This window comes from Pseudomonas sp. SCT, from assembly GCF_003864275.1.
GTDB classification, from domain to species: domain Bacteria; phylum Pseudomonadota; class Gammaproteobacteria; order Pseudomonadales; family Pseudomonadaceae; genus Stutzerimonas; species Stutzerimonas stutzeri_AE.
Genome location: NZ_BDJA01000001.1, coordinates 69,478 through 94,708, shown reverse-complemented (window position 1 = coordinate 94,708; position 25,231 = coordinate 69,478). Strand labels below are relative to the sequence as shown.

The 25,231-nt window shown below is 62.1% G+C and carries 25 protein-coding genes; 17 read left to right on the top strand and 8 right to left on the bottom strand.

Annotated elements, in window-relative coordinates:
• Window positions 1-66 precede the first annotated feature (66 nt).
• The 9 genes from def to BHD08_RS00415 all read left to right on the top strand — a co-directional run bounded on the left by def (window position 67) and on the right by BHD08_RS00415 (window position 8,261).
• The gene (gene def / locus BHD08_RS00455; protein WP_015275050.1) at window positions 67-573 is read left to right on the top strand and encodes a peptide deformylase; all 507 of its coding nucleotides are present in this window, start codon (window positions 67-69) and stop codon (window positions 571-573) included.
• 55 nt (window positions 574-628) lie between these two features.
• Entirely contained in the window at window positions 629-1,573 is a 945-nt protein-coding gene (gene fmt / locus BHD08_RS00450; protein ID WP_125020422.1) for a methionyl-tRNA formyltransferase, read from the top strand.
• Complete coding sequence (rsmB, locus tag BHD08_RS00445) at window positions 1,570-2,892, top strand: 16S rRNA (cytosine(967)-C(5))-methyltransferase RsmB (protein WP_125020421.1); 1,323 nt, start codon at window positions 1,570-1,572, stop codon at window positions 2,890-2,892. Before fmt ends, rsmB begins: the two co-directional genes overlap by 4 nt.
• 74 nt (window positions 2,893-2,966) lie before the next feature.
• Window positions 2,967-4,340 carry a Trk system potassium transporter TrkA gene (gene trkA, locus BHD08_RS00440; RefSeq protein WP_015275047.1) on the top strand — a complete coding sequence of 458 codons (1,374 nt, stop codon included), beginning with the start codon at window positions 2,967-2,969 and terminating at the stop codon, window positions 4,338-4,340.
• A 330-nt stretch (window positions 4,341-4,670) separates the two neighbouring features.
• Window positions 4,671-5,528 (top strand): ectoine/hydroxyectoine ABC transporter substrate-binding protein EhuB, encoded by an 858-nt coding sequence (gene ehuB, locus BHD08_RS00435; RefSeq protein ID WP_015275046.1) that lies wholly within the window; start codon window positions 4,671-4,673, stop codon window positions 5,526-5,528.
• A 120-nt stretch (window positions 5,529-5,648) separates the two neighbouring features.
• Window positions 5,649-6,308, top strand: coding sequence for an ectoine/hydroxyectoine ABC transporter permease subunit EhuC (gene ehuC, locus BHD08_RS00430; protein ID WP_015275045.1), 660 nt, complete (start codon window positions 5,649-5,651; stop codon window positions 6,306-6,308).
• Window positions 6,305-6,964 carry an ectoine/hydroxyectoine ABC transporter permease subunit EhuD gene (gene ehuD, locus BHD08_RS00425; protein WP_015275044.1) on the top strand — a complete coding sequence of 220 codons (660 nt, stop codon included), beginning with the start codon at window positions 6,305-6,307 and terminating at the stop codon, window positions 6,962-6,964. Before ehuC ends, ehuD begins: the two co-directional genes overlap by 4 nt.
• Window positions 6,961-7,797 carry an ectoine/hydroxyectoine ABC transporter ATP-binding protein EhuA gene (gene ehuA / locus BHD08_RS00420; RefSeq protein ID WP_015275043.1) on the top strand — a complete coding sequence of 279 codons (837 nt, stop codon included), beginning with the start codon at window positions 6,961-6,963 and terminating at the stop codon, window positions 7,795-7,797. Before ehuD ends, ehuA begins: the two co-directional genes overlap by 4 nt.
• A 146-nt stretch (window positions 7,798-7,943) precedes the next feature.
• Window positions 7,944-8,261 (top strand): tetratricopeptide repeat protein, encoded by a 318-nt coding sequence (locus BHD08_RS00415; RefSeq protein ID WP_015275042.1) that lies wholly within the window; start codon window positions 7,944-7,946, stop codon window positions 8,259-8,261.
• A 25-nt stretch (window positions 8,262-8,286) separates the two neighbouring features.
• Here the strand turns inward: BHD08_RS00415 and BHD08_RS00410 are convergent, their stop codons facing one another.
• From BHD08_RS00410 to BHD08_RS00400, 3 genes are all read right to left on the bottom strand, one after another.
• Entirely contained in the window at window positions 8,287-8,553 is a 267-nt protein-coding gene (locus BHD08_RS00410; protein WP_015275041.1) for a PilZ domain-containing protein, read from the bottom strand.
• 26 nt (window positions 8,554-8,579) lie between these two features.
• On the bottom strand, window positions 8,580-9,467 hold the full coding sequence (locus tag BHD08_RS00405; protein WP_015275040.1) for a lysophospholipid acyltransferase: 888 nt from the start codon (window positions 9,465-9,467) through the stop codon (window positions 8,580-8,582).
• Between the two features lie 108 nt (window positions 9,468-9,575).
• Entirely contained in the window at window positions 9,576-10,133 is a 558-nt protein-coding gene (locus BHD08_RS00400) for a DNA-3-methyladenine glycosylase I (RefSeq protein ID WP_015275039.1), read from the bottom strand.
• A 107-nt stretch (window positions 10,134-10,240) separates the two neighbouring features.
• Between BHD08_RS00400 and glyQ the strand changes: the two genes are divergently transcribed.
• From glyQ to BHD08_RS00375, 5 genes are read left to right on the top strand one after another with little or no spacing between them, the layout of a single operon-like run.
• The gene (gene glyQ, locus BHD08_RS00395) at window positions 10,241-11,188 is read left to right on the top strand and encodes a glycine--tRNA ligase subunit alpha (RefSeq protein WP_003284253.1); all 948 of its coding nucleotides are present in this window, start codon (window positions 10,241-10,243) and stop codon (window positions 11,186-11,188) included.
• Complete coding sequence (gene glyS / locus BHD08_RS00390) at window positions 11,185-13,239, top strand: glycine--tRNA ligase subunit beta (RefSeq protein ID WP_015275038.1); 2,055 nt, start codon at window positions 11,185-11,187, stop codon at window positions 13,237-13,239. The genes glyQ and glyS overlap by 4 nt, the downstream gene beginning before the upstream one ends.
• A 4-nt stretch (window positions 13,240-13,243) precedes the next feature.
• A complete protein-coding gene (gene gmhB / locus BHD08_RS00385) occupies window positions 13,244-13,786 on the top strand; it encodes a D-glycero-beta-D-manno-heptose 1,7-bisphosphate 7-phosphatase (protein WP_041756377.1) in 543 nt (180 codons plus the stop codon).
• Entirely contained in the window at window positions 13,783-14,532 is a 750-nt protein-coding gene (locus BHD08_RS00380; RefSeq protein WP_015275036.1) for a 1-acyl-sn-glycerol-3-phosphate acyltransferase, read from the top strand. Before gmhB ends, BHD08_RS00380 begins: the two co-directional genes overlap by 4 nt.
• Before the next feature lie 50 nt (window positions 14,533-14,582).
• Entirely contained in the window at window positions 14,583-15,953 is a 1,371-nt protein-coding gene (locus BHD08_RS00375; protein WP_125020420.1) for a GGDEF domain-containing protein, read from the top strand.
• A 70-nt stretch (window positions 15,954-16,023) separates the two neighbouring features.
• Here BHD08_RS00375 and ahpF read toward each other — a convergent pair whose 3' ends face one another.
• The 5 genes from ahpF to dnaA form a co-directional block, all read right to left on the bottom strand.
• Window positions 16,024-17,586 carry an alkyl hydroperoxide reductase subunit F gene (ahpF, locus tag BHD08_RS00370; RefSeq protein WP_015275034.1) on the bottom strand — a complete coding sequence of 521 codons (1,563 nt, stop codon included), beginning with the start codon at window positions 17,584-17,586 and terminating at the stop codon, window positions 16,024-16,026.
• 225 nt (window positions 17,587-17,811) lie between these two features.
• Window positions 17,812-20,226, bottom strand: a complete 2,415-nt coding sequence (gyrB, locus tag BHD08_RS00365) for a DNA topoisomerase (ATP-hydrolyzing) subunit B (protein ID WP_015275033.1) — start codon at window positions 20,224-20,226, stop codon at window positions 17,812-17,814.
• Window positions 20,223-21,335: a DNA replication/repair protein RecF gene (gene recF / locus BHD08_RS00360; protein WP_015275032.1), complete on the bottom strand. Its 1,113-nt coding sequence runs from the start codon at window positions 21,333-21,335 to the stop codon at window positions 20,223-20,225. Before recF ends, gyrB begins: the two co-directional genes overlap by 4 nt.
• A gap of 13 nt (window positions 21,336-21,348) precedes the next feature.
• Entirely contained in the window at window positions 21,349-22,452 is a 1,104-nt protein-coding gene (dnaN, locus tag BHD08_RS00355) for a DNA polymerase III subunit beta (RefSeq protein ID WP_015275031.1), read from the bottom strand.
• 33 nt (window positions 22,453-22,485) lie between these two features.
• A complete protein-coding gene (dnaA, locus tag BHD08_RS00350) occupies window positions 22,486-23,934 on the bottom strand; it encodes a chromosomal replication initiator protein DnaA (RefSeq protein WP_015275030.1) in 1,449 nt (482 codons plus the stop codon).
• 514 nt (window positions 23,935-24,448) lie between these two features.
• Here dnaA and rpmH point away from each other — a divergent pair.
• From rpmH to yidD, 3 genes are read left to right on the top strand one after another with little or no spacing between them, the layout of a single operon-like run.
• A complete protein-coding gene (gene rpmH / locus BHD08_RS00345) occupies window positions 24,449-24,583 on the top strand; it encodes a 50S ribosomal protein L34 (protein WP_003290924.1) in 135 nt (44 codons plus the stop codon).
• Between the two features lie 14 nt (window positions 24,584-24,597).
• Window positions 24,598-24,993, top strand: a complete 396-nt coding sequence (gene rnpA / locus BHD08_RS00340) for a ribonuclease P protein component (protein WP_015278994.1) — start codon at window positions 24,598-24,600, stop codon at window positions 24,991-24,993.
• Window positions 24,986-25,231 (top strand): membrane protein insertion efficiency factor YidD, encoded by a 246-nt coding sequence (gene yidD / locus BHD08_RS00335; RefSeq protein WP_015278993.1) that lies wholly within the window; start codon window positions 24,986-24,988, stop codon window positions 25,229-25,231. The genes rnpA and yidD overlap by 8 nt, the downstream gene beginning before the upstream one ends.

The window sequence follows — 25,231 nt, the reverse complement described above, 5'->3', positions numbered from 1 at the left end:
TTCCATGCTGCTCGGCATCTTAGCAGCGGCTTTTGACTTTATTCCATAAGTGCATCACAAACGCATATGGCCATTCTGAACATCCTTGAATTTCCCGATCCGCGGCTGCGCACCATCGCCAAACCGGTGGATGTGGTCGATGACGAGCTTCGTCAGCTGATCGACGACATGTTCGAGACCATGTACGAGGCTCCGGGCATCGGCCTGGCGGCAACGCAGGTCAATGTGCACAAGCGCGTGGTGGTGATGGACCTGTCCGAAGACCGGTCCGAGCCGCGAGTCTTCATCAATCCCGAATTCGAATCGCTGACCGACGAGATGGATCAGTACCAGGAAGGCTGCCTGTCGGTCCCGGGCTTTTACGAGAACGTCGACCGTCCGCAGAAAGTGCGGATCAAAGCACTGGATCGTGATGGCAAGCCATACGAACTGGTCGCCGAAGGCCTGCTCGCGGTATGCATCCAGCATGAGTGCGATCATCTCAACGGCAAGCTGTTCGTCGACTACCTCTCCAGCCTCAAGCGCGACCGGATCAAGAAGAAGCTGGAAAAGATCCATCGCCAGCAGGCTTGATCATTCCCGAATCCCGAAGGCTTGCTACGCAAGCCTTTTTTGTTAGCGAGCCCTCATGACCCAGCCCTTGCGCATCGTTTTCGCCGGCACCCCGGAATTCGCCGCTCAACACCTGCAGGCCCTGCTCGATGCCGGCAAATCGATCGTTGCCGTCTACACCCAGCCGGATCGCCCTGCCGGTCGCGGCCAGAAGCTGATGCCCAGCCCGGTCAAGCAGCTCGCCGTGCAGCACGGCATCCCGGTTTTCCAGCCGCAGACCCTGCGGGACCCGGCGGCCCAGGCGGAGCTGGCAGAACTGCAGGCGGACCTGATGGTAGTGGTCGCCTACGGCCTGATCCTGCCGCAGGCGGTGCTCGACCTGCCACGCCTGGGCTGCATCAACAGCCACGCCTCGCTGCTGCCACGCTGGCGCGGCGCCGCGCCGATCCAGCGCGCGATCGAGGCCGGTGACAGCGAGTCCGGCGTCACCGTGATGCAGATGGAGGCGGGCCTCGACACCGGGCCGATGCTGCTCAAGGTCCATACGCCAATATCCGCCGAGGACACCGGCGGCACGCTGCACGACCGTCTCGCCGAGCTCGGCTCGCAGGCGGTGGTGCAGGCCGTCGACGCACTGGCTGCCAGTTCGCTGGTGCCCGAAGCCCAGGACGACAGCCTGGCCACCTATGCGCACAAGCTGAGCAAGGACGAGGCGCGCGTCGACTGGGCCCGCCCGGCCGTCGAGCTTGAGCGGCTTATCCGTGCGTTCAACCCATGGCCGATCTGCCACAGCACGCTCGCTGGCGAGGCTCTGAAGATCCATGCCGCTCGTCTAGCTGAAGGGCAGGGCGAGCCGGGCCGAATCCTCGAAGCGAGCAAGGACGGGCTGACCGTTGCCTGTGGCGAAGGCGCCTTGTCGCTGAATCGTCTGCAGCTGCCCGGAGGCAAGCCGCTTTGCTTCGGCGACCTGTACAACAGCCGGCGCGAGCAGTTCGCGCCCGGCCAGGTGCTCGGCCAATGAACCCGCGCCTGGCCGCCGCCCGTGCGCTGAGCGTCGTGCTCTCGGGCAAGGCCTCGTTGGGCAGCAGCCTGCCCGAGGTGCTCGGCAAGGTCGATGCCCGCGACCGTGGCCTGACCCAGGACCTGGCGTTCGGTACTGCACGCTGGTATCCGCGCTTGGCAGGGTTGGCCGACAAACTGCTACAAAAGCCATTCAAGGCGGCCGATCGCGATGTCGAGGCCCTTTTGCTGGTGGGCCTGTATCAGCTGTTTTACACCCGCGTTCCGGCGCATGCGGCCATCGGCGAAACCGTCGGTTGCGTCGACAAGCTGAAGAAGCCCTGGGCCAAGGGATTGCTCAACGCCGTATTGCGGCGCGCCCAGCGCGAAGGCGAAGCCCTGCTGGCCGAACTCGAACACGACCCGGTGATCCGCGTCGCCCATCCGCGCTGGCTGCAGAAGGCGCTCAAGGCGCACTGGCCGGAGCATTGGGAAGCCATCTGCGCGGCGAACAATGCCCATCCGCCGATGATGTTGCGGGTCAACCGCCGTCAGGTCAGCCGGGACGGATACCTGGCCGAGCTGCAAGGCGCCGGTATCGAAGCTCATCCCTGCGAATTCAGCGAGGATAGCATCCGCCTGGCCGCGCCGTGCGACGTGCACCAGCTGCCAGGCTTTGCCGAAGGGCGGGTCAGCGTGCAGGACGAGGCCGCGCAGCTGGCCGCCTCGCTGCTCGACCTGGCGCCGGGCCAACGTGTGCTGGACGCCTGTTGCGCACCGGGTGGCAAGACCTGTCACCTGCTCGAACGCGAGCCGCAATTGGCCGGGCTGGTTGCGCTGGATCTGGAACCGAAGCGTCTGCTGCGAGTTCGTGAAAACCTCGAGCGTCTGCATCTACACGCCGAACTGGTCGCCGACGACGCCCGAGCCACCGAGCGCTGGTGGGATGGCAAGCCATTCCAGCGCATCCTGCTCGATGCGCCCTGCTCGGCCACCGGCGTGATCCGTCGCCATCCGGACATCAAGCTGACCCGCCAGGCCGACGACATCGCTCCGCTGGCCGCACTGCAGGGCGAGATGCTCGATGCGCTGTGGCCGACGCTGGAGGTCGGCGGCGTGCTGCTCTATGCCACCTGCTCGGTGCTGCCGACCGAGAACCGTGAAGTGATCGCCGCCTTCCTCGAACGCACACCGGGCGCCCGTGAACTGGATCTAGCGGGCGGCTTCGGCCTGCCCCAGACGCATGGGCGCCAGCTGCTGCCGCAGGAGAGCGGCCACGACGGCTTCTACTATGCCAAGCTGATCAAGATCGCGGCGCAGCCACGTGGCCGAGATGCCTAAGCCGAACCCCGGCGCAGTGCGCGCGGGCCCAACATGGAAGCGGCGGCAGTCGTCCGCCTTTCAGGAGTGATCGCGTGAAGATCATCATTCTCGGTGCCGGTCAGGTCGGCGGCACGCTCGCCGAACACCTTGCCAGCGAAGCCAACGACATCACCGTGGTGGACACCGACGGCGAGCGCCTGCGCGATCTCGGCGATCGCCTGGACATCCGCACCATCCAGGGCCGCGGCTCGTTTCCCACCGTGCTGCGCCAGGCCGGAGCGGACGATGCCGACATGCTGGTGGCAGTGACCAACAGCGACGAAACCAACATGGTTGCCTGCCAGGTCGCCTACACGCTGTTCCATACGCCGACCAAGATCGCCCGCGTGCGTGAATCGGCCTATCTGGTCCATTCAGGCCTGTTCAACAACGAAGCGATTCCGGTGGACGTGCTGATCAGCCCCGAGCAGGTGGTCACCAACTACATCAAGCGCCTGATCGAGCATCCCGGTTCGCTGCAGGTGATCGACTTCGCTGGCGGCAAGGCCCAGCTGGTCGCAGTGCGCGCCTATTACGGCGGCCCGCTGGTCGGCCAGGAACTGCGCCAGCTACGCCGCCACATGCCCAACGTGGACACCCGCGTCGCGGCCATCTTCCGCCGCAACCACGCGATCCTGCCGCAGGGCGACACGGTGATCGAGGCCGATGACGAAGTGTTCTTCATCGCTGCCAAAGGCCATATCCGCGCGGTGATGAGCGAGATGCGGCGCCTCGACGAGAACTACAAGCGCATCGTCATCGCCGGCGGCGGTCACATCGGCGAGCGGCTGGCCGAGGCGATCGAAAGCCGTTACCAGGTCAAGATCATCGAGATGAACCCGGCGCGCTGTCGCTACCTTTCCGACACCCTGGACAGCACCATCATCCTGCAGGGCAGCGCCTCGGACCGCGATCTGCTGGTCGAGGAGAACATCAACGAAGCGGACGTTTTCCTCGCGCTGACCAACGACGACGAGGCCAACATCATGTCCTCGCTGCTGGCCAAGCGCCTCGGCGCGCGCAAGGTGATGTGCATCATCAACAACCCGGCCTATGTCGACCTGGTCCAGGGTGGCGAGATCGACATCGCCATCAGCCCGCAGCTGGCGACCATCGGCACGTTGCTGACCCACGTCCGCCGTGGCGATATCGTCAGCGCTCACTCGCTGCGCCGCGGGGCAGCCGAAGCCATCGAGGTGATCGCCCACGGCGACCCGCGTTCGAGCAAGGTAGTGGGTCGCGCCATCGAGCAGATCGCACTGCCACCGGGAACCACTATCGGCGCGGTGATCCGCGACGATCAGGTGCTGATTGCCCACGACGATACGCGTATCGAATCAGGCGACCACGTCATCCTGTTCCTGGTCGACAAGAAACACATTCGCGATGTGGAGCGCCTGTTCCAGGCCGGGCTGACCTTCTTTTAATCCTGGTTACCGCCGAATAAACGACCCGCCAACTGGCGGGTCGTTTTGTTTTATCAATCAGGAAACCCTTGCGTCTGCTTCCTCGCGATTTTCACCATCCCCTCCAATTGCATCCATTCGCCTCCAATGCCTTCCGATTTCCATTTTATGGCCAGCTTTTGTACTCTCCAAGCTTGACGCTGGTTTAACCGGTCGATTGAACGAAACTATCGTCAATCGGTTTTACCAGGCCGCGCCGAAAACGTTCTCAACCTGAGCATGAGCAATGCCCCTCCTAGACAAATAACGATCCGATTCCTCGGGTCTCTACAAGGAACAGGAGAAACTCCCATGAGGAACAGCACCATCCCGACACGCTCCCGCCGGCTGCTGATCGGCTGCGCCGCCCTGGCCAGCCTCGGTTTCGCCAGCATCACCCAGGCCGATACCCTGGAAAAGATCAAGAACAGCAGCAGCGTCCGCATCGGTTACGCCAATGAAACACCGTTCGCCTACACCGCCCTCGACGGCAGTGTCACCGGTGAATCGCCGGAGATCGTACGCAAGGTCTTCGAGCGCATGGAGATCGACACCATCAAGCCGGTGCTCACCGAGTGGGGCTCGTTGATTCCCGGGCTGCGCGCAGGGCGCTTCGATCTGATCGCCGCCGGCATGTACATCACCCCTGAGCGCTGCAAGCAGGTACTGTTCACCGATCCGCACTACCGCCTGCTCGACACCCTGTTGGTGGCCGAAGGCAACCCGAAGAACCTGCGCAGCTACGAGGACATCGCCGGCAACCCCGAGGTGAAGATCGCCATCATGTCCGGCACCGTTAACCTCGGTTATGCGCGCAAGGCCGGCATCAAGGATTCGCAGATTCTGCAGGTGCCCGACACCACCTCGCAGCTGCAGGCCGTACGCAGCGGTCGCGCCGATGCCGCCATCGGCACCCAGCTGACCATGAAAGGGCTGGCGGACAAGGCCGGTGACGATGTCGAAGCCATCGCTGACTTCAAGGACGACCCGTCCCGTGCCGGCTACGGTGCGCTGGCCTTCCGTCCACAGGACAAGGCGCTGCGTGACGCGATCAATGCCGAGCTCAAGCAATGGCTGGGTAGCGAGGAGCATCTGAAGACCATTGAGCCATTCGGCTTCGATCGCTCCAACGTCACCGACAAGACCGCCGCCGAACTCTGCGGTGCCTGACAGCCCGGCGGGCGGGGGGTCGGCACCGCCGACCCGCTGTTCCGCCCGTGAACGCTGACCAAGGCTGCGCCGCTGTTTGCGCAGCCTCGCTCAGCGCTCCGGAAAACCGGATAGCGCATCATGATCGAACTGCTTCCTCTGCTGCTGCAGGGTGCCTGGGTCACCGTCAAGGTGACCTTCTTCGGCTCCCTGCTGGCCATCGCCTGCGCGCTGATCGCCGCGCTGGCCCGGCTCTCGCCAGTGGCGCCATTGCGCTGGCTGGCCATCACCTATATCGAGGTCTTCCGCGGCTCGTCGCTGCTGGTGCAGCTGTTCTGGCTGTACTTCGTGCTGCCGATGCCGCCGTTCAATATCGAAATGAGCGCCTTCGCCGTGGCCGTGGTCGGCCTCGGCCTGAATATCGGTGCCTACGGCGCCGAGGTGCTGCGCGGCGCGATCCGCTCGGTGCACCGGGGCCAGCATGAAGCCTGTCAGGCGCTGAACATGACGCCACTGACACGCATGCGCCGAATCATCCTGCCGCAGGCATTACTGGCGGCGATCCCGCCTGGCACCAACCTGCTGATCGAACTGCTGAAGAACACTTCGCTGGTCTCGCTGATCACCCTTTCCGACCTGGCCTTCCGTGCCCGCCAGCTGGATCAGGCGACGCTGATGACCATGGAGATCTTCGGTCTGGCATTGGTCATCTACTTCGTTCTGGCCCAGACGATAAACTTCGGCATGCGCCAACTGGAGCGGCGCCTGGCCCGCGGACGGATGCGCGGGGGCCTGTCATGAACTTTTTCGACTGGCAGTTCGCCCGCGAGATCCTGCCGCGCCTGCTGGATGCCTCGCTGACCACCATCGGCATTGCCCTGGCCGGCTTCGCCATCGCCGTGGTGCTCGGCCTGTTCCTCGCCATCGGCCGGCGCAGCCGCCTGCGCTGGCTTTCCTGGCCGATCACCGGGTTGATCGAGTTCATCCGCAGCACACCGCTGCTGATCCAGGTGTACTTCCTGTTCTACGTATTCCCCAACTACGGCCTCAACCTCAGCGCGATGCAGGCGGGGATCATCGGCATCGCCCTGCACTACGCCTGCTACACCGCCGAGGTCTACCGCGCCGGCCTGGACGCAGTGCCGCGCTCGCAGTGGGAGGCGGTCACCGCGCTGAACATGAAGCCCTGGACCGCCTACCGCGACGTGATCCTGCCGCAGGCGCTGCGTCCGGTGCTGCCGGCGCTGGGCAACTACCTGATCTCGATCCTCAAGGACACGCCCGTTCTTTCGGCGATCACCGTGGTGGAAATCATGCAACGGGCCAAGAACATCGGCTCCGAAAGCTTCCGCTATCTCGAACCGATCACCATGGTCGGCATCTTCTTCCTCATTCTCAGCCTCGGCCTCGCCTGGTGCGTGCGCCGTCTGGAAAACCGCATGGAGCTGACCCGATGACTACGCCGATGCAATCCACGGATACCCTGAACCCGACACCACAGCAGCCAGAGCAGGCGCAGCCTCTGGTGCGCTTCGCCGGCGTGACCAAACGCTACGGCGAGCTGACCGTGCTCGACGGGCTTGATCTGCAAATCGAGGAAGGCGAGAAGGTTGCAATCATCGGCCCCAGCGGCTCGGGCAAGTCAACGCTGCTGCGGGTGCTGATGACGCTAGAGGGCATCGACGAAGGCGTGATCGAGGTCGACGGCGAGCCACTGACGCACATGCCCGACGCCAGTGGCCAGCTGGTCCCGGCCAATGCCCGTCATCTGCGACGAGTGCGCGGCAAGGTCGGCATGGTATTCCAGAGTTTCAACCTGTTCCCGCACATGAATGCTCTGCAGAACGTCATGGAAGCGCCGGTGCAGGTGCTCGGTCTGAGCAAGGCCGAAGCCCGCGGACGTGCCGAAGAACTGCTGGCCATGGTCGGCCTGGAAGACAAGCTGGAACACTTCCCGGCCCAGCTCTCCGGTGGCCAGCAACAGCGCGTGGCGATTGCCCGTGCGCTGGCCATGCGGCCGAAGGTGATGCTGTTCGACGAGGTGACCTCGGCGCTCGACCCGGAACTCTGCGGTGAGGTGCTGAACGTGATTCGCCGCCTTGGCGAGGCGCACAACCTGACCATGCTCATGGTCACCCACCAGATGGGCTTCGCCCGCGAGTTCGCCGACCGAGTGTGCTTCTTCCATCAGGGCCGGATTCACGAGCAGGGCAGTCCGGATGAGCTGTTCAACAACCCGCAGGAGGAGCGCACCCGGGAGTTTCTCAGCGCGGTCAACGAAGCCCACTGAGACGCCACACCGCCGTCACAGGCTGCCAGCACGATACGGGCGCAACGGCTAAGACCAATGGCGTATGCTGGCAGCCTTGCCCGGTAATCGCTTTGCACTAAAGTGAGGAAACTTCCCTGGGCGCCGCGCTGCAAAAAGGTCCGAAAATGCTCGAATCACTGGAAAAGATGCTCTCCCAAGGCATGGATAATCCGATGCTGCGCTTCGGCCTCGGCAAGGGTTACATGGACGCCGGGCAGCCGGGCCGGGCGGCAGAGCACTTGCGCCGCTGCGTCGAACTCGATCCGAAATATTCCGCCGCCTGGAAACTGCTGGGCAAGGCGCTGCAGGCCGATGGCGACAAGCCGGGCGCCCACCAGGCCTGGGAGCGCGGCATTGCCGCGGCGAACGCCCAGGGCGACAAGCAGGCGGAAAAGGAAATGAGCGTGTTTCTGCGTCGGCTCGACCGGCTGACGCCTGACTGAACCGGCAGCGTCGCGCGCCGCGGAATCAGTCCTCGCGCACGAACTGCAGGCCGACCCCTTCGGCATCGACCCGCATCACCACCATCCGCAGTTCCGGCGCCGGGATCGGCAGGTCCTGCACCTGCCCCGTAACCATCGCACCCGGCTGCAGTACCACCAGTTCGGGATGTCGCACGTAGACACCGCCGTCCGACAGATCACGGGTATGGGCGAAAACCTCGCCGAACGCCGGATGCGCAATGCGGATGCGGCACTTCATGTTGGTACGCGGATGCTGTCGCTGATTGCGCATACGATCGTCCTTGTCGTTGTTATTCGTCAGTACCAGCGCTTTTCGCCAGCGGGGCGTTTCTTGAAGCGCTTCATGGTCCACATGTATTGGCTGGGATAGGCGCGCACGTACTTCTCGATCATTGCGCTCATCGCCGCAACGCCGGTTTCGGCATCCTCGCTGTACATCCCTTCGGGCGCTGCCTCGAGCACCACCTTGTAGCCCGAACCGTCCTCCAGGCGCAACGCGTGAAGAAAAACGCCAACCGCCTTGCCGCCGGCGAGCATGCCCGGCACGAACTTGCTGGTTAGCGCCTGGGTGGCAAAGAAAGGCACGAATATGCCGCTGCCTTCGCTCGGTTCCGGATCGGCCGGGATACCCACCGCGCCGCCACGGCGGACTTCCTTGATGACGCTGAGAATGCCTTCGCGGGTCGACGGCGCAACCCGGTTGCCCAATTGCACACGTTGTTGCTGCAACAGTTCGTCCACTGCCTTCAGCTTCGGCGGACGATAGAAGATGATCGGCTTGCACTGGTCGCAATAGAAATGATTGAGCACTTCCCAGTTGCCCAGGTGGCTGGTGATGCCGACCACGCCCTTGCCGGATGCCAGCGCCGCCTGCAGCACTTCAAGGCCTTCGACCTGGCGGACCAGACCGAGGGTCTTCTGCGCCGGCCAGATCCAGGCGCAGGCGCTTTCGGTGAAGGTCATCCCGGTTTCGCGCAGCGTGCGGCCGAGCAGCGCTTCGAGCTCCGCGGCGCTCAGTTCGGGAAAGCACTTCTGCAGATTGATCCGCGCCACCTCACGCGAGCGGTTCGGCAGCTTCCACATCAGCCAGCCGATCATCGCGCCCAGACCCTGGACCATGCCCCAGGGCAGTCGAGCGAACAGTCGCAGGGAGCCGACGACGATGGCACCTTTGAGCTTTTCCACACCGCACTCCGAAATTTTCAGGTCGCCTAGTCTACCTGCAACCGCAGTCAGCTTTCAGGCGCAGCCGTCGCAATGCCCTGCATCTTGGCAACGTAACCCTGCGGTGGATCATTCGGTGCCAGCCAGCACGGCATACCGCTCGCAGTCGGTGACGTGATCCATGACCAGGCCGCATGCCTGCATGTAGGCATAACAGATGGTCGGCCCGACGAAGCTGAAGCCGGCCTTCTTCAGCCCCTTGCTCATCGCCTCGGCCTCGGGCGAGACGGCCGGGACCTGTGCGATGCGCTCGAAGCGGTTGATCTTCGGCTCGCCGTCGACGAAGGACCAGATGAAGTCCACCGGGTCTTCCAGTTGCAACCAGGCACGTGCGTTGCTGCGCGTCGCCTCGAGTTTGCGCCGGTTGCGGATGATGCCGGGGTCCTGCATGCGTTCGTCGATCTCGGCATCGCTCATGCGCGCCAGACGCTCCGCATCGAAGCCGAACAGCACCTGCCGGTAGCGCTCGCGCTTGCGCAACACGGTGATCCACGAGAGACCGGCCTGGAAAGCTTCCAGCAGGAGGAATTCGAACAGCACCTGCGGATCACGAGTCGGCACGCCCCATTCGCGATCGTGGTAGTCGATGTACAGCGGGTCCGTGCCGCACCAGGCGCAACGTGGCATGTGGTCTCCTTGCGCAGGCCTCGTCCGATGGCCGAAACCATCGCAAGCGCGACCATGCGGGGGGTATACTTCGAGGCTTTCTGTCGAAGCCCAGCACAGGTGAAATTTTGAGCCAGACTACGCCTGCCGTGCGCACCTTCCAAGACCTGATCCTCGCCCTGCAAAGCTACTGGGCCGAGCAGGGTTGCGTGGTCCTGCAGCCCTATGACATGGAAATGGGCGCCGGTACATTCCACACCGCCACCTTCCTGCGCGCCATCGGTCCCGAGACCTGGAACGCCGCCTACGTTCAGCCTTCGCGTCGCCCGGCCGATGGCCGCTACGGCGAGAACCCCAACCGTCTGCAGCACTACTACCAGTTCCAGGTCGTGCTCAAGCCCAATCCGGACAACATCCAGGATCTGTACCTGGAGTCGCTGCGCCGCATCGGCGTCGACACCTCGGTGCACGACGTACGTTTCGTCGAAGACAACTGGGAATCGCCGACCCTCGGCGCCTGGGGCCTGGGCTGGGAAGTCTGGCTCAACGGCATGGAAGTCACCCAGTTCACCTATTTCCAGCAAGTCGGTGGCGTCGAGTGCTATCCGGTCACCGGCGAGATCACCTACGGTCTCGAGCGCCTGGCCATGTACCTGCAGGGCGTCGACTCGGTCTATGACCTGATCTGGGCCGATGGCCCGTTCGGCACCGTGACCTACGGCGACGTGTTCCACCAGAACGAGGTGGAGCAGTCGACCTACAACTTCGAGCACGCCAATGTGCCGAAGCTGTTCGAACTGTTCGATTTCTACGAGAGCGAAGCCAACCGGCTGATGGCTGCCGAGCTGCCGCTGCCGGCCTACGAGATGGTGGTCAAGGCCTCGCACACCTTCAACCTGCTCGATGCCCGCCGCGCCATTTCGGTCACCGCGCGCCAGCAATACATCCTGCGCGTACGCAGCCTGGCGCGCTCGATCGCCCAGAGCTACCTGCTGGCCCGCGCCAAACTCGGCTTCCCCATGGCCACCCCCGAACTGCGTGACGAAGTGCTGGCCAAGCTGGAGGCTGCAGAATGAGTGCACTGGATTTCCTCGTCGAACTGGGTACCGAAGAGCTGCCACCGAAGGCGCTCGCCAAGCTGGCCGAAGCCTTCTGCGCCGGTATCGAGAAGGGCCTGAAGGACGCCGGCCTTAGCTTCGTCAAGACGCAGGCCTATGCCGCGCCGCGGCGCCTGGCCGTGCTGGTCGAACAGCTGGCAACCCAGCAGCCCGATCGCAGCATCAACCTCGACGGCCCGCCGATGCAGGCCGCCTTCGACGCCGACGGTGAGCCGACCCAGGCCGCGTTGGGCTTTGCCCGCAAGTGCGGCGTGGATCTGGCCGAGATTGATCGCAGCGGGCCGAAACTCAAGTTCAGCCGCACCATCGAAGGCCAGCCGGCCAGCCAGCTGCTGCCGGGTATCGTCGAAGCGTCGTTGAACGACCTGCCGATCCCCAAGCGCATGCGCTGGGCCGCGCGCAAGGAAGAATTCGTCCGCCCGACCCAGTGGTTGGTGATGCTCTTCGGTGAGCAGGTAATCGATTGCGAGATCCTCGCCCAGCGTGCCGGCCGTGAATCCCGCGGCCACCGCTTCCACAGCCCGGGCCAGGTGCATATTTCCAAGCCTTCCAGCTATCTGGAAGACCTGCGTGGCGCCCATGTGATCGCCGACTTCGCCGAGCGTCGCGAGCTGATCGCCAAGCGCGTCGAGCAGCTCGCTGCCGAACAGAACGGCACGGCCATCGTGCCGCCGGCGCTGCTCGATGAAGTGACTGCGCTGGTCGAGTGGCCGGTGCCGCTGGTCTGCTCGTTCGAGGAACGCTTCCTCGAAGTGCCGCAGGAAGCGCTGATCACCACTATGCAGGACAACCAGAAGTACTTCTGCCTGCTGGATGCCAACGGCAAGCTGCTGCCGCGCTTCATCACCGTGGCGAACATCGAATCCAAGGACCCGGCGCAGATCGTTTCCGGTAACGAAAAGGTCGTGCGTCCGCGTCTGACCGATGCCGAGTTCTTCTTCAAGCAGGACAAGAAGCAGAAGCTCGACAGCTTCAACGAGCGCCTGAAGAACGTGGTGTTCCAGGCCCAGCTCGGCACCGTCTATGACAAGGCCGAGCGCGTCTCGCGCCTGGCCGGGCTGATCGCCGAGCGTACCGGTGGCGACAAGCAGCGTGCCGCGCGCGCCGGGCTGCTGTCCAAATGCGACCTGGCCACCGAGATGGTCGGCGAATTCCCGGAAATGCAGGGCATTGCCGGTTACTACTACGCACTCAACGACGGCGAGCCGGAAGACGTGGCACTGGCGCTGAACGAGCAGTACATGCCGCGCGGTGCGGGCGGCGAACTGCCAAGTACGCTCACCGGCGCGGCCGTGGCGGTGGCGGACAAGCTCGACACCCTGGTCGGCATCTTCGGCATTGGCATGCTGCCGACCGGTTCCAAGGACCCCTACGCCCTGCGCCGTGCGGCTCTCGGCGTGCTGCGTATCCTTATCGAGAAGCGTCTGGATCTGAATCTGGTCGAGGCGGTCAACTTCGCCATCGGCCAGTTCGGTACGCAGGTCAAATCGGCCGGGCTGGCCGATCAGGTTCTCGAGTTCATCTTCGATCGCCTGCGCGCCCGCTACGAGGACGAAGGCGTCGATGTTGCCGCCTACCTGTCGGTGCGTGCCGTGCAGCCGGGCTCGGCGCTGGACTTCGACCAGCGTGTGCAGGCGGTACAGGCCTTCCGTACGCTGCCCGAAGCCGCTGCGCTGGCCGCGGCCAACAAGCGCGTCTCCAACCTGCTGAGCAAGTTCGATGCGAAGCTGCCGGAAGCGGTCGAGCCACGCTGGTTCGACAACGCTACCGAGTTCTCGCTGTACTCGGCGATCCAGCAGGCCGAGCAGGCGGTACAACCGCTCGCCGCGGCGCGTCAGTACCGCGAGGCACTGGAGCGTCTGGCGCACCTGCGTGGCCCGGTGGATGCCTTCTTCGAGGCGGTGCTGGTGAATGCCGAAGATGCTTCGGTACGCGCCAACCGTTATGCCTTGCTGGCCCGGCTGAGAGGACTGTTCCTTGGCGTTGCCGATATTTCCGCACTTGGCTAAGCCCGTGAAGCTGATCGTGCTGGACCGCGATGGCGTGATCAACGAGGACTCCGACGAGTACGTGAAATCGCTGGCGGAGTGGATTCCCATTCCCGGGTCGCTGGAAGCCATCGCGCGGCTGTGCAAGGCCGGCTGGACGGTGGCGGTTGCCACCAACCAGTCTGGCGTCGCGCGCGGCAAGTTCGACCTCAGCACCCTCGGCGATATGCATTTCAAGATGCAGCAGCTGGTGATGGAGCAGGGCGGACGTATCGATCTGATCGTGCACTGCCCGCACGGTCCTGACGATGGCTGCAACTGCCGCAAGCCGAAGCCTGGAATGTTTCGCAGCATTGCCGAGCACTTCGGCCTGGCGGACCTGAAGGGTGTGCCGGTGGTTGGCGACAGCCACCGCGATCTGCATGCCGGCATGCTGCTCGGCGGCGTGCCCTACCTGGTCAGAACCGGCAAAGGCCTGCGCACCCTGGAAGGTACGTTGCCGCCAGGTACCCAGGTCTTCGACGACCTGGCCGCTGTTGTCGATCATCTACTCGAGAGTTCTCGATGAGCCTCCTGTTTCCCGTTCGTATCGCCCTGTTCTATTTTCTGCTGGCGTTCACCGCGTTCGCCTGGTGCCTGGTGAGCCTGGTGTTCGCCCCGTTTATGGCATTCCGCGCGCGCTATCGCTTCGTGGTACAGAACTGGTGCCGCTGTGCCGTCTGGCTGGGCAAGACGCTGGTCGGCTTGCGCTACGAGGTGCACGGCGCGCAGAACGTACCAGCGCGCCCCTGCGTGATCCTGGCCAAGCATCAGAGCACCTGGGAGACCTTCTTTCTCTCGGCCTACTTCGAGCCGCTGACCCAGGTGCTCAAGCGCGAGCTGCTGCGCGTGCCGTTCTTCGGCTGGGCGATCATGCTGCTCAAGCCCATCGCCATCGACCGTGACAACCCCAAGGCGGCGCTGCGCCAGGTTGCCAAACAGGGTCACGAGCGTCTGGAGCAGGGCGCCTGGGTGCTGATCTTTCCCGAAGGCACCCGTGTACCGGTCGGCCAGCAGGGCAAGTTCTCGCGCAGCGGCGCCGCACTGGCGGTCAATGCCGGTTTGCCGGTTCTGCCCATTGCGCACAACGCCGGCATGTTCTGGCCGAAGGCCGGCTGGGGCAAGCGACCCGGCACCATTCAGGTCGTTATCGGCCAGCCCATGTTCGCTGACAGCGAAAGTCCGCGCGCCATCGCCGAGCTGAACCAGCGCGCCGAAGACTGGATCAACGCACAGGTCAGCGAGCTCGAAGCTCAGCGTCGTTCGACCCTCTGATCACACGCCGGGGCAGGGCAGGGACGTCCGCCCATCTTAGCGAGTCCTCTATGCAGCAAATACCAAACCACCAGCTGGTCACCGAATGGCTGCGCCTGCTCGACGGCTACCCTGCCGAAGCGGCTGCCGCGCTGAACGCCGTTGCCGAAGAAAAAAGCGCCGAACTGGCCGAGCATTTCTATTCGCAGATGCTAGCCGACCCGCACTCGGCCAGTTTCCTGTCCCACGACCAGGTGAAGAACCGCCTCGGCAAGTCGATGCAGAAGTGGATCGTCACGGTGTGCTCCTCGACCGCCCACAGCGACCTCGACGCCGTGGTCGACCTGCAGCGCAAGGTCGGTGAAATCCATGCGCGTATCGAAATCCCGGTCAGCCTGGTGCTGCGCGGCGCGCGCTCGCTGAAGGGCAGGCTGCGCGAATTGCTCGAACAGCGCGATCTCGGCGAACCAGTGCGGCGCAAGGCCGCGCGAATGGGTGCCGATCTGATCGACCTCGCGGTGGAAATCATCTGCTTCGCCTATTCCCAGTCCCACGACCGCAACTCCCGCGCGGAGGAAGCCTATCGACTGTTCTCCGTGTCACAGAACATCGGCGTCGAGAAGGAACGTCAGCGCGCAGCGCTGCTCGATTGGGAAAACCAGCTGATGTTCGATCTGGCGATCGGCAACCTGAGCGGAGCACTGCCGCAGCTGGCCGGTTCCGAGTTCGGCCTCTGGTTTCGCCACAAGGCGTCCCACGCGTTCCAAGGCTCGCCGGAAAGCGCGAGCATTCTCGATTACATAGAGCGCATCGACGTAGAACTCAAGGCGATCGCTACGCTGCAGGAAACAGGCGAGCGCCTGGCCAAGCTGCATCACATTCGCGAACAGACTCGCTCGATCAAATTCCTGCTCGACAGCTTGTTCGAGCAGGCCAATGATCTGGAAGCCGGCCGTGACGTGCTGACACGCTTGCTCAATCGCAAATTTCTGCCAGTGGTAATGGCCAAGGAAGTGCTTTACGCGCGTCAGTCGAACAACGCCTTCGGCGTGCTGGCCATCGACGTCGATCACTTCAAGCGCATCAACGACACCTACGGCCACGAAGCCGGTGATCAGGTCCTGCAACAGGTCGGCGCACTGCTGGCCAGCAACACCCGTGGCGGCGACTACGCCTTCCGCCTGGGCGGCGAGGAGTTCCTGCTGGTGCTGGTCGACATCGATGCCAGCAAGGCGCTGGCGGCTGCCGAGAAGCTGCGCGAACGCATCGCCCGCGAGCACTTCCGTCTTTCCAGTGGTGACGTGCTGCAGGTGACTGTCAGCGTCGGTATGGCGGTGCACGACGGCCATCCGGACTACGAACGTCTGCTACAGCAGGCCGATCGCGCGCTGTACCAGGCCAAGAACGGCGGCCGCAATCGCTGCGTGCTGCATCAGGACTGATCCAACACGTCGCTACAAAGCAAAAAGGGGAGCAGCCTCGCGGCTGCTCCCCTTTCTTTTTGCGCCTCGATCAGGCCGGCGCGGAGCTGCGGATCAGGTGATCGAAGGCGCTCAGCGAGGCCTTGGCGCCTTCACCGACGGCGATGACGATCTGCTTGTACGGCACCGTGGTCACGTCACCGGCGGCGAACACGCCGGGGAGGCTGGTCTGGCCCTTGGCGTCGACGATGATATCACCGAAGCGCGACAGCTCCAGGGTGCCCTTGAGCCATTCGCTGTTGGGCAGCAGGCCGATCTGCACGAAGATGCCTTCCAGCTCGACGCTGTGCACCTCGTCGTTGGTGCGGTCCTTGTAGACCAGTCCGGTGACCTTCTGGCCGTCGCCCTTGACCTCGGTGGTCTGCGCCATCTTCAGCACGCGGACGTTGGGCAGGCTGAACAATTTACGCTGCAGCACGGCATCGGCGCGCAGCTCCTCGCCGAATTCCAGCAGCGTCACATGGGCGACGATGCCAGCCAGGTCGATGGCCGCTTCCACGCCGGAGTTGCCGCCACCAATCACCGCCACGCGCTTGCCCTTGAACAGCGGGCCGTCGCAGTGCGGGCAGTAGGCGACGCCACGGCCGCGGTATTCCTGCTCGCCCGGCACGTTCATTTCGCGCCAGCGCGCGCCGGTGGCGAGAATCAGGGTCTTGGCCTTGAGCTCACCGCCGTTCTCGAACTGCACGCGGTGCAGGCCGTCGTCGCCAGCCGGAATCAGCTGGCTGGCGCGCTGCAGGTTCATGATGTCGACGTCATACTCGCGCACGTGCTCTTCCAGCGCGCGGGCCAGTTTCGGGCCTTCGGTTTCCTTCACCGAGATGAAGTTCTCGATGGCCATGGTGTCGAGCACCTGACCGCCGAAGCGCTCGGCGGCGACACCGGTGCGGATGCCCTTGCGCGCGGCGTAGATCGCCGCTGCGGCGCCTGCCGGGCCACCACCGACGACCAGCACGTCGTAGGCGTCCTTGGCCTTGAGCTTCTCGGCGTCACGGGCGCTGGAGCCGGTATCGAGCTTGGCGAGGATCTCTTCCTCGCTCATGCGGCCCTGGGTGAACAGTTCGCCGTTGAGGTAGATGCTCGGCACCGACATGATCTGCCGCGCTTCGACCTCGTCCTGAAACAGCGCGCCGTCGATGGCGACGTGCTGGATGTTCGGGTTGAGCACGGCCATCAGGTTCAGCGCCTGGACCACGTCCGGGCAGTTCTGGCAGGACAGCGAGAAGTAGGTTTCGAAGCGGTAGTCGCCCTCCAGCGCCTTGATCTGCTCGATCACTTCCGGCGCGGTCTTCGACGGGTGGCCGCCGACCTGCAGCAGCGCCAGTACCAGCGAGGTGAACTCGTGGCCCATGGGGATGCCGGCAAAACGCAGGCTGATGTTGCCGCCGATGCGGTTGAGCGAGAACGACGGCCTGCGCGCATCGTCGCCGTCGGTCTTGAGGGTGATCTTGTCGCTGAGGCCGGCGATGTCTTGCAGCAGGCTCAGCATTTCTCGGGACTTCTCGCCGTCATCGAGGGACGCGACGATCTCGAAGGGCTGGGTGACCTTCTCCAGGTAGGCTTTCAACTGGGTCTTGAGATTGGTGTCCAACATTGGCAACTGTCCTCATGAAATTGGTGGCCCGCGAGGGCTCGGCAAGGATGATGAATCTCGAATGGAGCAACCTTACGCCGGTAAGGGACTATTTCGAAATTGATTAAACCAGTCGAGACGATTTACGCAGCCTATCTTCCAATAACAAAAAACCCCGACCTTTGAGGGGCCGGGGTTTTGGTGCCGCATTGGCTAATGTCTGCTGATCTAGAAATCCGAAAAAAATCAGAAGTCCAGGTTCGACACAGCCAGAGCGTTGGTTTCGATGAAATCTCGACGCGGCTCGACAGCATCGCCCATCAGGGTATTGAAGATCTGATCCGCACCAATCGCATCCTCGATAGTCACCTTGAGCATGCGCCGCACGTTCGGGTCCATCGTGGTTTCCCACAGCTGATCCGGGTTCATTTCGCCCAGCCCCTTGTATCGCTGAACGCTATGGCGGCGGGTGCCCTCGGTCATCAACCATTCAAGTGCTTGCTTGAAGGTGGCAACCTGCTTCTTGCGCTCGCCCCGCTGAACGTAGGCACCCTCTTCGAGCAGGCTGTTCAGCTTCTCGCCAAGCGCCGTAACGGTTCGGTAGTCGTTGCTGCCGAAGAAGTCACGGTTAAAGGTGATGTAGCTGGCCAGGCCATGCGAACTGATCTCCACTTCCGGCAGCCACAGATGGCGTTCCTTGTCCTCGCGCAGGCTGACGTTGTAGATCAACCCGGAGCGTTCGCCAACCTTGAGCAGCGCGCTGTATTGCTCGAGCCATGCCTGCATCGCCGAGTGATCGGCCAGTTGCTCTACAGGCACACGCGGCAGGTAGATGAAGTGTTCCGTCAGTTCCTGCGGGTACAGACGTGACAGCCGCTGCAACGTCTTCATCACCGTGCGGTAATCGTTGACCAGCTTCTCCAGCGCTCCGCCAGAAAGCCCCGGGGCGCCTTCGTTAACGTGCAGGCTGGCGTCTTCCAGAGCGGACTGCGTGAGGTATTCCTCCATTGCCTCATCGTCCTTGATGTACTGCTCCTGCTTGCCGCGCTTGACCTTGTACAGTGGCGGCTGAGCGATATACACGTAACCGCGCTCGATCAGCTCAGGCAGCTGACGGAAGAAGAACGTCAGCAGCAGAGTCCGGATGTGCGAACCGTCGACGTCGGCGTCGGTCATGATGATGATGTTGTGGTAGCGCAGTTTATCGATGTTGTATTCATCGCGGCCGATACCACAGCCCAGAGCGGTAATCAGCGTGCCCACTTCCTGGGAGGAAATCATCTTGTCGAAGCGTGCTTTCTCGACGTTGAGGATCTTGCCCTTGAGCGGCAGGATTGCCTGGGTCTTGCGGTTACGGCCCTGCTTGGCCGAGCCACCCGCAGAATCACCCTCCACTATGTAGAGTTCGGACAGCGCAGGATCCTTTTCCTGGCAATCGGCGAGCTTGCCCGGCAGACCGGCGATATCCAGAGCGCCTTTGCGCCGCGTCATTTCCCGTGCCTTTCGCGCAGCCTCGCGAGCACGGGCAGCGTCGATCATCTTGCCAACCACCGCCTTGGCTTCGCTTGGATGCTCAAGCAGGAAGTCGGCAAAGTGCTTGCCCATCTCCTGTTCCACGGCGGTTTTCACCTCCGAGGAAACCAGTTTGTCCTTGGTTTGCGAGCTGAACTTCGGATCCGGAACCTTCACGGAAATGATCGCGGTCAGACCTTCGCGGGCATCATCACCGGTGGTGGCGATCTTGTGCTTCTTGGCCAGGCCTTCCTGCTCAATGTAGCTGTTCAGGTTGCGCGTCAGCGCCGAGCGGAAACCGGCCAAATGGGTGCCACCGTCGCGCTGCGGAATATTGTTGGTAAAGCAGAGAATGTTCTCGTTGAAGCTGTCATTCCACTGCAGCGCCACCTCGACACCAACGCCGTCGTCGCGCTGAACGTTGAAGTGGAACACCTCGTTGACCGGTGTTTTATTGGTGTTCAGGTAGGCAACGAATGCGCTCAGACCGCCCTCGTATTTGAACAACTCTTCCTTGGCAGTACGTTCGTCACGCAGAACGATACCGACGCCAGAGTTCAGAAAGGACAGCTCGCGCAGACGCTTGGCCAGAATATCCCAGCTGAAATGGATGTTCTGGAACGTCTCTGCTGAGGGTTTGAAATGGATTTGCGTGCCCGAGGAATCGGTTTCACCGACCGGGGCGAGCGGCGCCTGGGGTACACCATGGCGATAGAGCTGTTCCCAGACTTTGCCCTCACGGCGAATGGTCAGCATCAACTCCTCTGACAGCGCGTTCACCACCGAAACACCTACGCCGTGCAGACCTCCGGAAACCTTGTAGGAGTTGTCATCGAACTTACCGCCCGCATGCAGCACGGTCATGATGACTTCGGCTGCCGAAACACCTTCCTCATGGATATCCACCGGAATGCCGCGACCATTGTCGCGAACGGTGATGGACTCATCGGTATGGATGGTGATGGAGATATCACTGCAATGCCCGGCCAGCGCTTCGTCGATCGAGTTGTCGACGACCTCGAAGACCATGTGGTGCAGGCCAGTGCCGTCGTCGGTGTCGCCGATGTACATACCAGGGCGCTTACGCACTGCATCGAGGCCTTTGAGTACCTTGATGCTCGACGAATCGTACGTGTGGTTTTCGCTCATGCCTTCACTCCCGAGGGGCCGTGGACCTGGGTGATTTGCCCATGTTCCACGTGAAACATTGAGACTGGCGTCTGTTCATGCCAGCCTTCTTGCAAAACGGTTGAATCTACGCAGGTGATAAAAACCTGACAGCCAAGTTGCTCAAGCAACTTGCACAACGCCTGGCGATGCTGAGCGTCCAGCTCGGACGGCAGGTCATCGACCAGATAAATGCACTGCCCGCGTTTGGCCTCGCTTACCAGATGGCCCTGAGCAATACGTAACGCACACACCACCAACTTCTGCTGGCCGCGGGACAACACTTCAGCCGCGTTGTGATTGCCGACCTTCAACCGCAGGTCTGCCCGCTGAGGGCCAGACTGGGTATGTCCCAACGCCCGATCCCGTTCCAATGACGTAGCGAGCACATCAGCCAGCGGACGGTCTTTGTCCCATCCCCGGTAGTAGCTCAGCTTCAGTCCGTCCAGATCCAGCAGGACGGCCAGCGTGGTCTCGAACACCGGCTTCAACGCCTGGATATAAGCCCGCCGATACCCGTCAATCTCGTCGCTAGCCAGCGTCAGTTCACGGCTCCAGGCCGCGTTCGAAGCGCCGTCCAGTGTACCATGCCGCAGCCACGAGTTCCGTTGCCGGAGAGCCTGTTGCAGGCGCTGCCACGCGGCCATGAAACGATGTTCCACGTGGAACACACCCCAATCCAGAAATTGCCGACGCAGTTTGGGCGCCCCCTCCAGCAGGCGGAAACTATCTGGATTAATCAGCTGCAACGGCAGCGTATCGGCAAGTTCGGCGGCCGATCGGACACTTTGTCCATCGATCCGGATTCGTACTTCGCCGCTGCGATCCCGAGCGACACCGAGCGCGCGGCTGTGCTGATCAGGCAACTCCACCTGACCGAACACGGTGCAGGCAGATTGCTCGTAGGTGATCACGGGATTCAGCCGAATGCTGCGAAAAGACCGCGCCAGGCCAAGCAGATGGATGGCTTCGAGCAGGCTGGTTTTGCCGCTGCCGTTATCGCCGAAGAGGATATTGATACGAGGACAGGGAGATAGCGTCACCGGGTGCAGATTGCGGACCCCGGTGACGGAGAGACGACTAAGGGACATTAAAACAGCAGGGTTACAGGCGCATCGGCATCACGACGTACGCTGAGTCGTCGTTGTCGAACTCTTGAACCAGCGCACTGCTGTTCGCATCGGAGAGAATCAGGCGAACCTGCTCGGTAGTCATTACACCAAGCACATCCAGCAGGTAGCTGACGTTGAAGCCGATCTCCAGCGAGCCACCGTTATAGTCGACTGCAACTTCTTCCTCGGCTTCTTCCTGCTCAGGGTTGTTGGCTTGGATTTTCAGCAAGCCGCTTTCCAGCTGCAAACGAATACCGCGGTACTTCTCGTTGGACAGAATCGCGGTACGGCTGAAAGCCTCGCGCAGCAACTGGCGGTCGCCGACTACCAGCTTGTCACCGCCACGCGGCAACACGCGCTCATAGTCCGGGAACTTGCCATCCACCAGCTTCGAGGTAAAGGTGAACTCGCCGGTTGTCGCGCGAATATGATGCTGCCCCAGGACGATGCTGACTTCAGCATCCTGATCGTTGAGTAGGCGGGCAAGCTCCAGAATACCCTTGCGCGGCACGATGACCTGATGACGATCGGGCTGTTCGATACCCGCTTGCATCGAGCACATCGCCAGGCGATGACCATCGGTTGCTACCGCGCGCAGCATGCCGTTGGACACCTCGATCAGCATGCCGTTGAGGTAATAGCGGACGTCTTGCTGCGCCATAGCGAAACTGCTGCGCTCGATAAGCTTGCGCAGCTTGCCTTGCTCGACGCTGAAGGAAAGCGATCCAGGTCCTTCTTCCACGGTCGGGAAATCATTGGCCGGAAGGGTCGACAGGGTGAATCGGCTGCGGCCGGATTTGATAACGATCTTCTGATCATCCAGACGAATACTGATCAGGGCGTCGCTCGGCAAGCTCTTGCAGATATCCATGAGCTTGCGTGCCGGAACGGTGATTTCACCCGGCTCGGCGGCATCCTCGAGTGCAACACGGCCCACCAGTTCGACCTCCAGGTCGGTACCGGTCAGCGACAGCTGCTGACCTTGCACAACAAGGAGAACGTTGGACAGAACCGGCAAGGTCTGACGGCGCTCGACGACGCCAGCAACCAGCTGCAGGGGTTTCAACAGGGCTTCGCGCTGAATGGAGAAATGCATGGTCTGGTCCCTTGCCTATAGATTAGGTCGCACTCAGGTTGTCAAAGTTCGCAGCAAATTCTTGTAATCTTCGCGGATATCCGCGTCAGTTTCCCGCAGTTCGGCGATCTTACGGCAGGCATGCAGAACCGTGGTGTGATCGCGCCCACCGAACGCATCGCCGATTTCCGGCAGGCTGTGATTGGTCAACTCTTTCGACAACGCCATGGCTACCTGGCGCGGACGCGCTACCGAACGGGAACGCCGTTTCGACAGCAGATCGGAAATCTTGATCTTGTAGTACTCGGCGACGGTGCGCTGGATATTGTCGACGCTGACCAGTTTATCCTGCAACGCCAGCAAGTCCTTCAGCGATTCGCGAATCAATTCGATGGTGATATCGCGTCCCATGAAGTGCGCATGGGCGATAACGCGCTTCAGTGCGCCTTCCAATTCGCGGACATTCGAGCGAATGCGCTGGGCGATGAAGAAAGCTGCATCGTGAGGCAGATCGACCTTCGCCTGATCGGCCTTCTTCATCAGAATGGCGACCCGGGTCTCCAGCTCAGGCGGCTCGACCGCCACCGTCAAACCCCAGCCAAAACGCGATTTCAAACGTTCCTCGAGACCATCGATCTCTTTCGGGTAACGATCACTGGTGAGGATGACCTGCTGGCCGCCCTCGAGCAGTGCATTGAAGGTGTGGAAGAACTCTTCCTGGGAGCGCTCCTTCTTGGCGAAGAACTGGATGTCGTCGATCAGCAGCGCATCCACGGAACGGTAGAAGCGCTTGAATTCATTGATCGCATTGAGCTGCAGCGCCTTGACCATGTCCGCCACGAAGCGCTCGGAATGCAGGTACACCACCTTGGCATTCGGATTCTTCTTCAGCAGGTGATTGCCCACCGCATGCATCAGGTGGGTCTTGCCGAGGCCCACGCCGCCATAGAGAAACAGCGGGTTATAGCCATGCTTGGGATTGTCAGCGACCTGCCAAGCGGCCGCGCGAGCCAGCTGGTTGGATTTGCCCTCGACGAAATTCTCGAAGGTGAACGTACGGTTCAGGTAGCTGGTGTGCTTGAGGCCACCTTCGACCTGTACGTTGCGCTCCACTCGGGGCTGCTCCGGCTCGCTGGTATCGGCCGACAATGGCTCGAAGCGCGCTGGAGAAGGTGCTGCCGGCGCCGGGGTACTGACAACCGTTGGCTGAGGCTGAGCACGTGCGGCAGCAGCAGAGGGCAATGCCGCCGACGAAGTACGTTTACTCCCTATCAACAGAGAAAGCGCGGGCGCCAGACCACTGGAGCGCTCGGAGAGCAATTCCAGCAGACGTGACAGGTACTTCTCGTTGACCCAGTCGAGTACGAAACGGTTGGGCGCGTAGACCCGCAGCTCCTCACCGTCACCTTCGACCTGGAGAGGACGAATCCATGTGTTGAATTGCTGAGCAGGCAGTTCATCGCGCAAAAGCTCAACACACTGCTGCCAAAGTTCCACCGACACGGAAACTCCTATCGACTCTGTCGAGGTAAGACGGCGGCCATTGTAGCCGCGCGACCTCTGGTTATCCACAACAACTCGGCCCCTCCGCACTAGATCGCCGAGCACATCAGCCTGCTGTGGAAACAATCGCAGTCTGCAGGAGATCTGTTGATAACCCTCCGTAAGGGCAGTGTCTAAGGCTGTTGAAAAGCGGTTGGCCGCTGCCGCTGTGGATATCTGTCAATTTAATCCCCAGCTTACGCAGATGCTCTGCACGCAATAGGCACCGCTTACCCACCTGGTTCAAGGCTCTCGAAAGCCGCGTGAGCATTGCGCTACAGCCTGCTATCCACAGAAAACGGCTTGTACATACATAAGCACTACATCTTAAGAGCTTATATTTCTTTTCCTTTTATTTTTTTTCAGCCAGATGGGACTGGTTGGAAATTGACCTGGCCTGACGGCTTCTCTACAATCGCCGGTCTCTTAAAAGGGGGCCATTCCGGCCCGCAATGGATCACCAGGTAACCGCACCATGAAACGCACTTTCCAACCCAGCACCATCAAGCGCGCTCGTACCCATGGCTTCCGTGCCCGCATGGCCACCAAGAACGGTCGTCAAGTTCTGTCGCGTCGTCGCGCCAAAGGCCGTAAGCGTCTGACCGTCTGACATCGGAACAGGTAGTGAGTCGGGGCTTCGGCCGGGAAAAGCGACTGCTTACTCCCCGCCAATTCAAGGCAGTCTTCGACTCCCCTTCCGGTAAGGTGCCGGGCAGGAACGTCCTGCTGCTGGCACGAGAGAACGATCTGCAGCATCCCCGCCTCGGGCTGGTGATCGGCAAGAAAAGCGTCAAGCTTTCGGTTGAACGTAACCGCATCAAGCGGCAGATACGTGAGACCTTTCGCCATCATCAACTGGAACTGGCGGGCTGGGACATCGTGATCGTCGCCCGCAAGGGATTGGCTGATCTGGACAATCCCGAACTGGCGAAGCAATTCGCCAAGCTCTGGAAGCGACTGTCACGCAGCCCATCCAAGACCGCCGTCGAACCTGGAGCCGCCAACAGCACCCATGCGTAAATTGGCCATCGCTTCGATCAAGGTCTACCAGTACGCCATCAGTCCCATGATGGCCAGTCACTGTCGTTTCTATCCAAGCTGCTCCTGCTATGCGCTCGAGGCCATCGAAAATCATGGTCTGCTGCGTGGCGGCTGGCTGAGTCTGCGCAGGTTGGGACGCTGCCACCCGTGGAATCCCGGTGGCTACGATCCCGTGCCTTCCCCTAACACTTCCAATTCATCTCCGATGGCCGAGTAA

Coding starts and splice junctions, on each gene's coding strand:
- def (WP_015275050.1), top strand. CDS start 67: ATGGCCATTCTGAACATCCTTGAATTTCCCGATCCGCGGCTGCGCACC.
- fmt (WP_125020422.1), top strand. CDS start 629: ATGACCCAGCCCTTGCGCATCGTTTTCGCCGGCACCCCGGAATTCGCC.
- rsmB (WP_125020421.1), top strand. CDS start 1,570: ATGAACCCGCGCCTGGCCGCCGCCCGTGCGCTGAGCGTCGTGCTCTCG.
- ehuB (WP_015275046.1), top strand. CDS start 4,671: ATGAGGAACAGCACCATCCCGACACGCTCCCGCCGGCTGCTGATCGGC.
- ehuC (WP_015275045.1), top strand. CDS start 5,649: ATGATCGAACTGCTTCCTCTGCTGCTGCAGGGTGCCTGGGTCACCGTC.
- ehuD (WP_015275044.1), top strand. CDS start 6,305: ATGAACTTTTTCGACTGGCAGTTCGCCCGCGAGATCCTGCCGCGCCTG.
- ehuA (WP_015275043.1), top strand. CDS start 6,961: ATGACTACGCCGATGCAATCCACGGATACCCTGAACCCGACACCACAG.
- BHD08_RS00415 (WP_015275042.1), top strand. CDS start 7,944: ATGCTCGAATCACTGGAAAAGATGCTCTCCCAAGGCATGGATAATCCG.
- BHD08_RS00410 (WP_015275041.1), bottom strand. CDS start 8,553: ATGCGCAATCAGCGACAGCATCCGCGTACCAACATGAAGTGCCGCATC.
- BHD08_RS00400 (WP_015275039.1), bottom strand. CDS start 10,133: ATGCCACGTTGCGCCTGGTGCGGCACGGACCCGCTGTACATCGACTAC.
- glyS (WP_015275038.1), top strand. CDS start 11,185: ATGAGTGCACTGGATTTCCTCGTCGAACTGGGTACCGAAGAGCTGCCA.
- BHD08_RS00380 (WP_015275036.1), top strand. CDS start 13,783: ATGAGCCTCCTGTTTCCCGTTCGTATCGCCCTGTTCTATTTTCTGCTG.
- BHD08_RS00375 (WP_125020420.1), top strand. CDS start 14,583: ATGCAGCAAATACCAAACCACCAGCTGGTCACCGAATGGCTGCGCCTG.
- ahpF (WP_015275034.1), bottom strand. CDS start 17,586: ATGTTGGACACCAATCTCAAGACCCAGTTGAAAGCCTACCTGGAGAAG.
- gyrB (WP_015275033.1), bottom strand. CDS start 20,226: ATGAGCGAAAACCACACGTACGATTCGTCGAGCATCAAGGTACTCAAA.
- recF (WP_015275032.1), bottom strand. CDS start 21,335: ATGTCCCTTAGTCGTCTCTCCGTCACCGGGGTCCGCAATCTGCACCCG.
- dnaN (WP_015275031.1), bottom strand. CDS start 22,452: ATGCATTTCTCCATTCAGCGCGAAGCCCTGTTGAAACCCCTGCAGCTG.
- rpmH (WP_003290924.1), top strand. CDS start 24,449: ATGAAACGCACTTTCCAACCCAGCACCATCAAGCGCGCTCGTACCCAT.
- yidD (WP_015278993.1), top strand. CDS start 24,986: ATGCGTAAATTGGCCATCGCTTCGATCAAGGTCTACCAGTACGCCATC.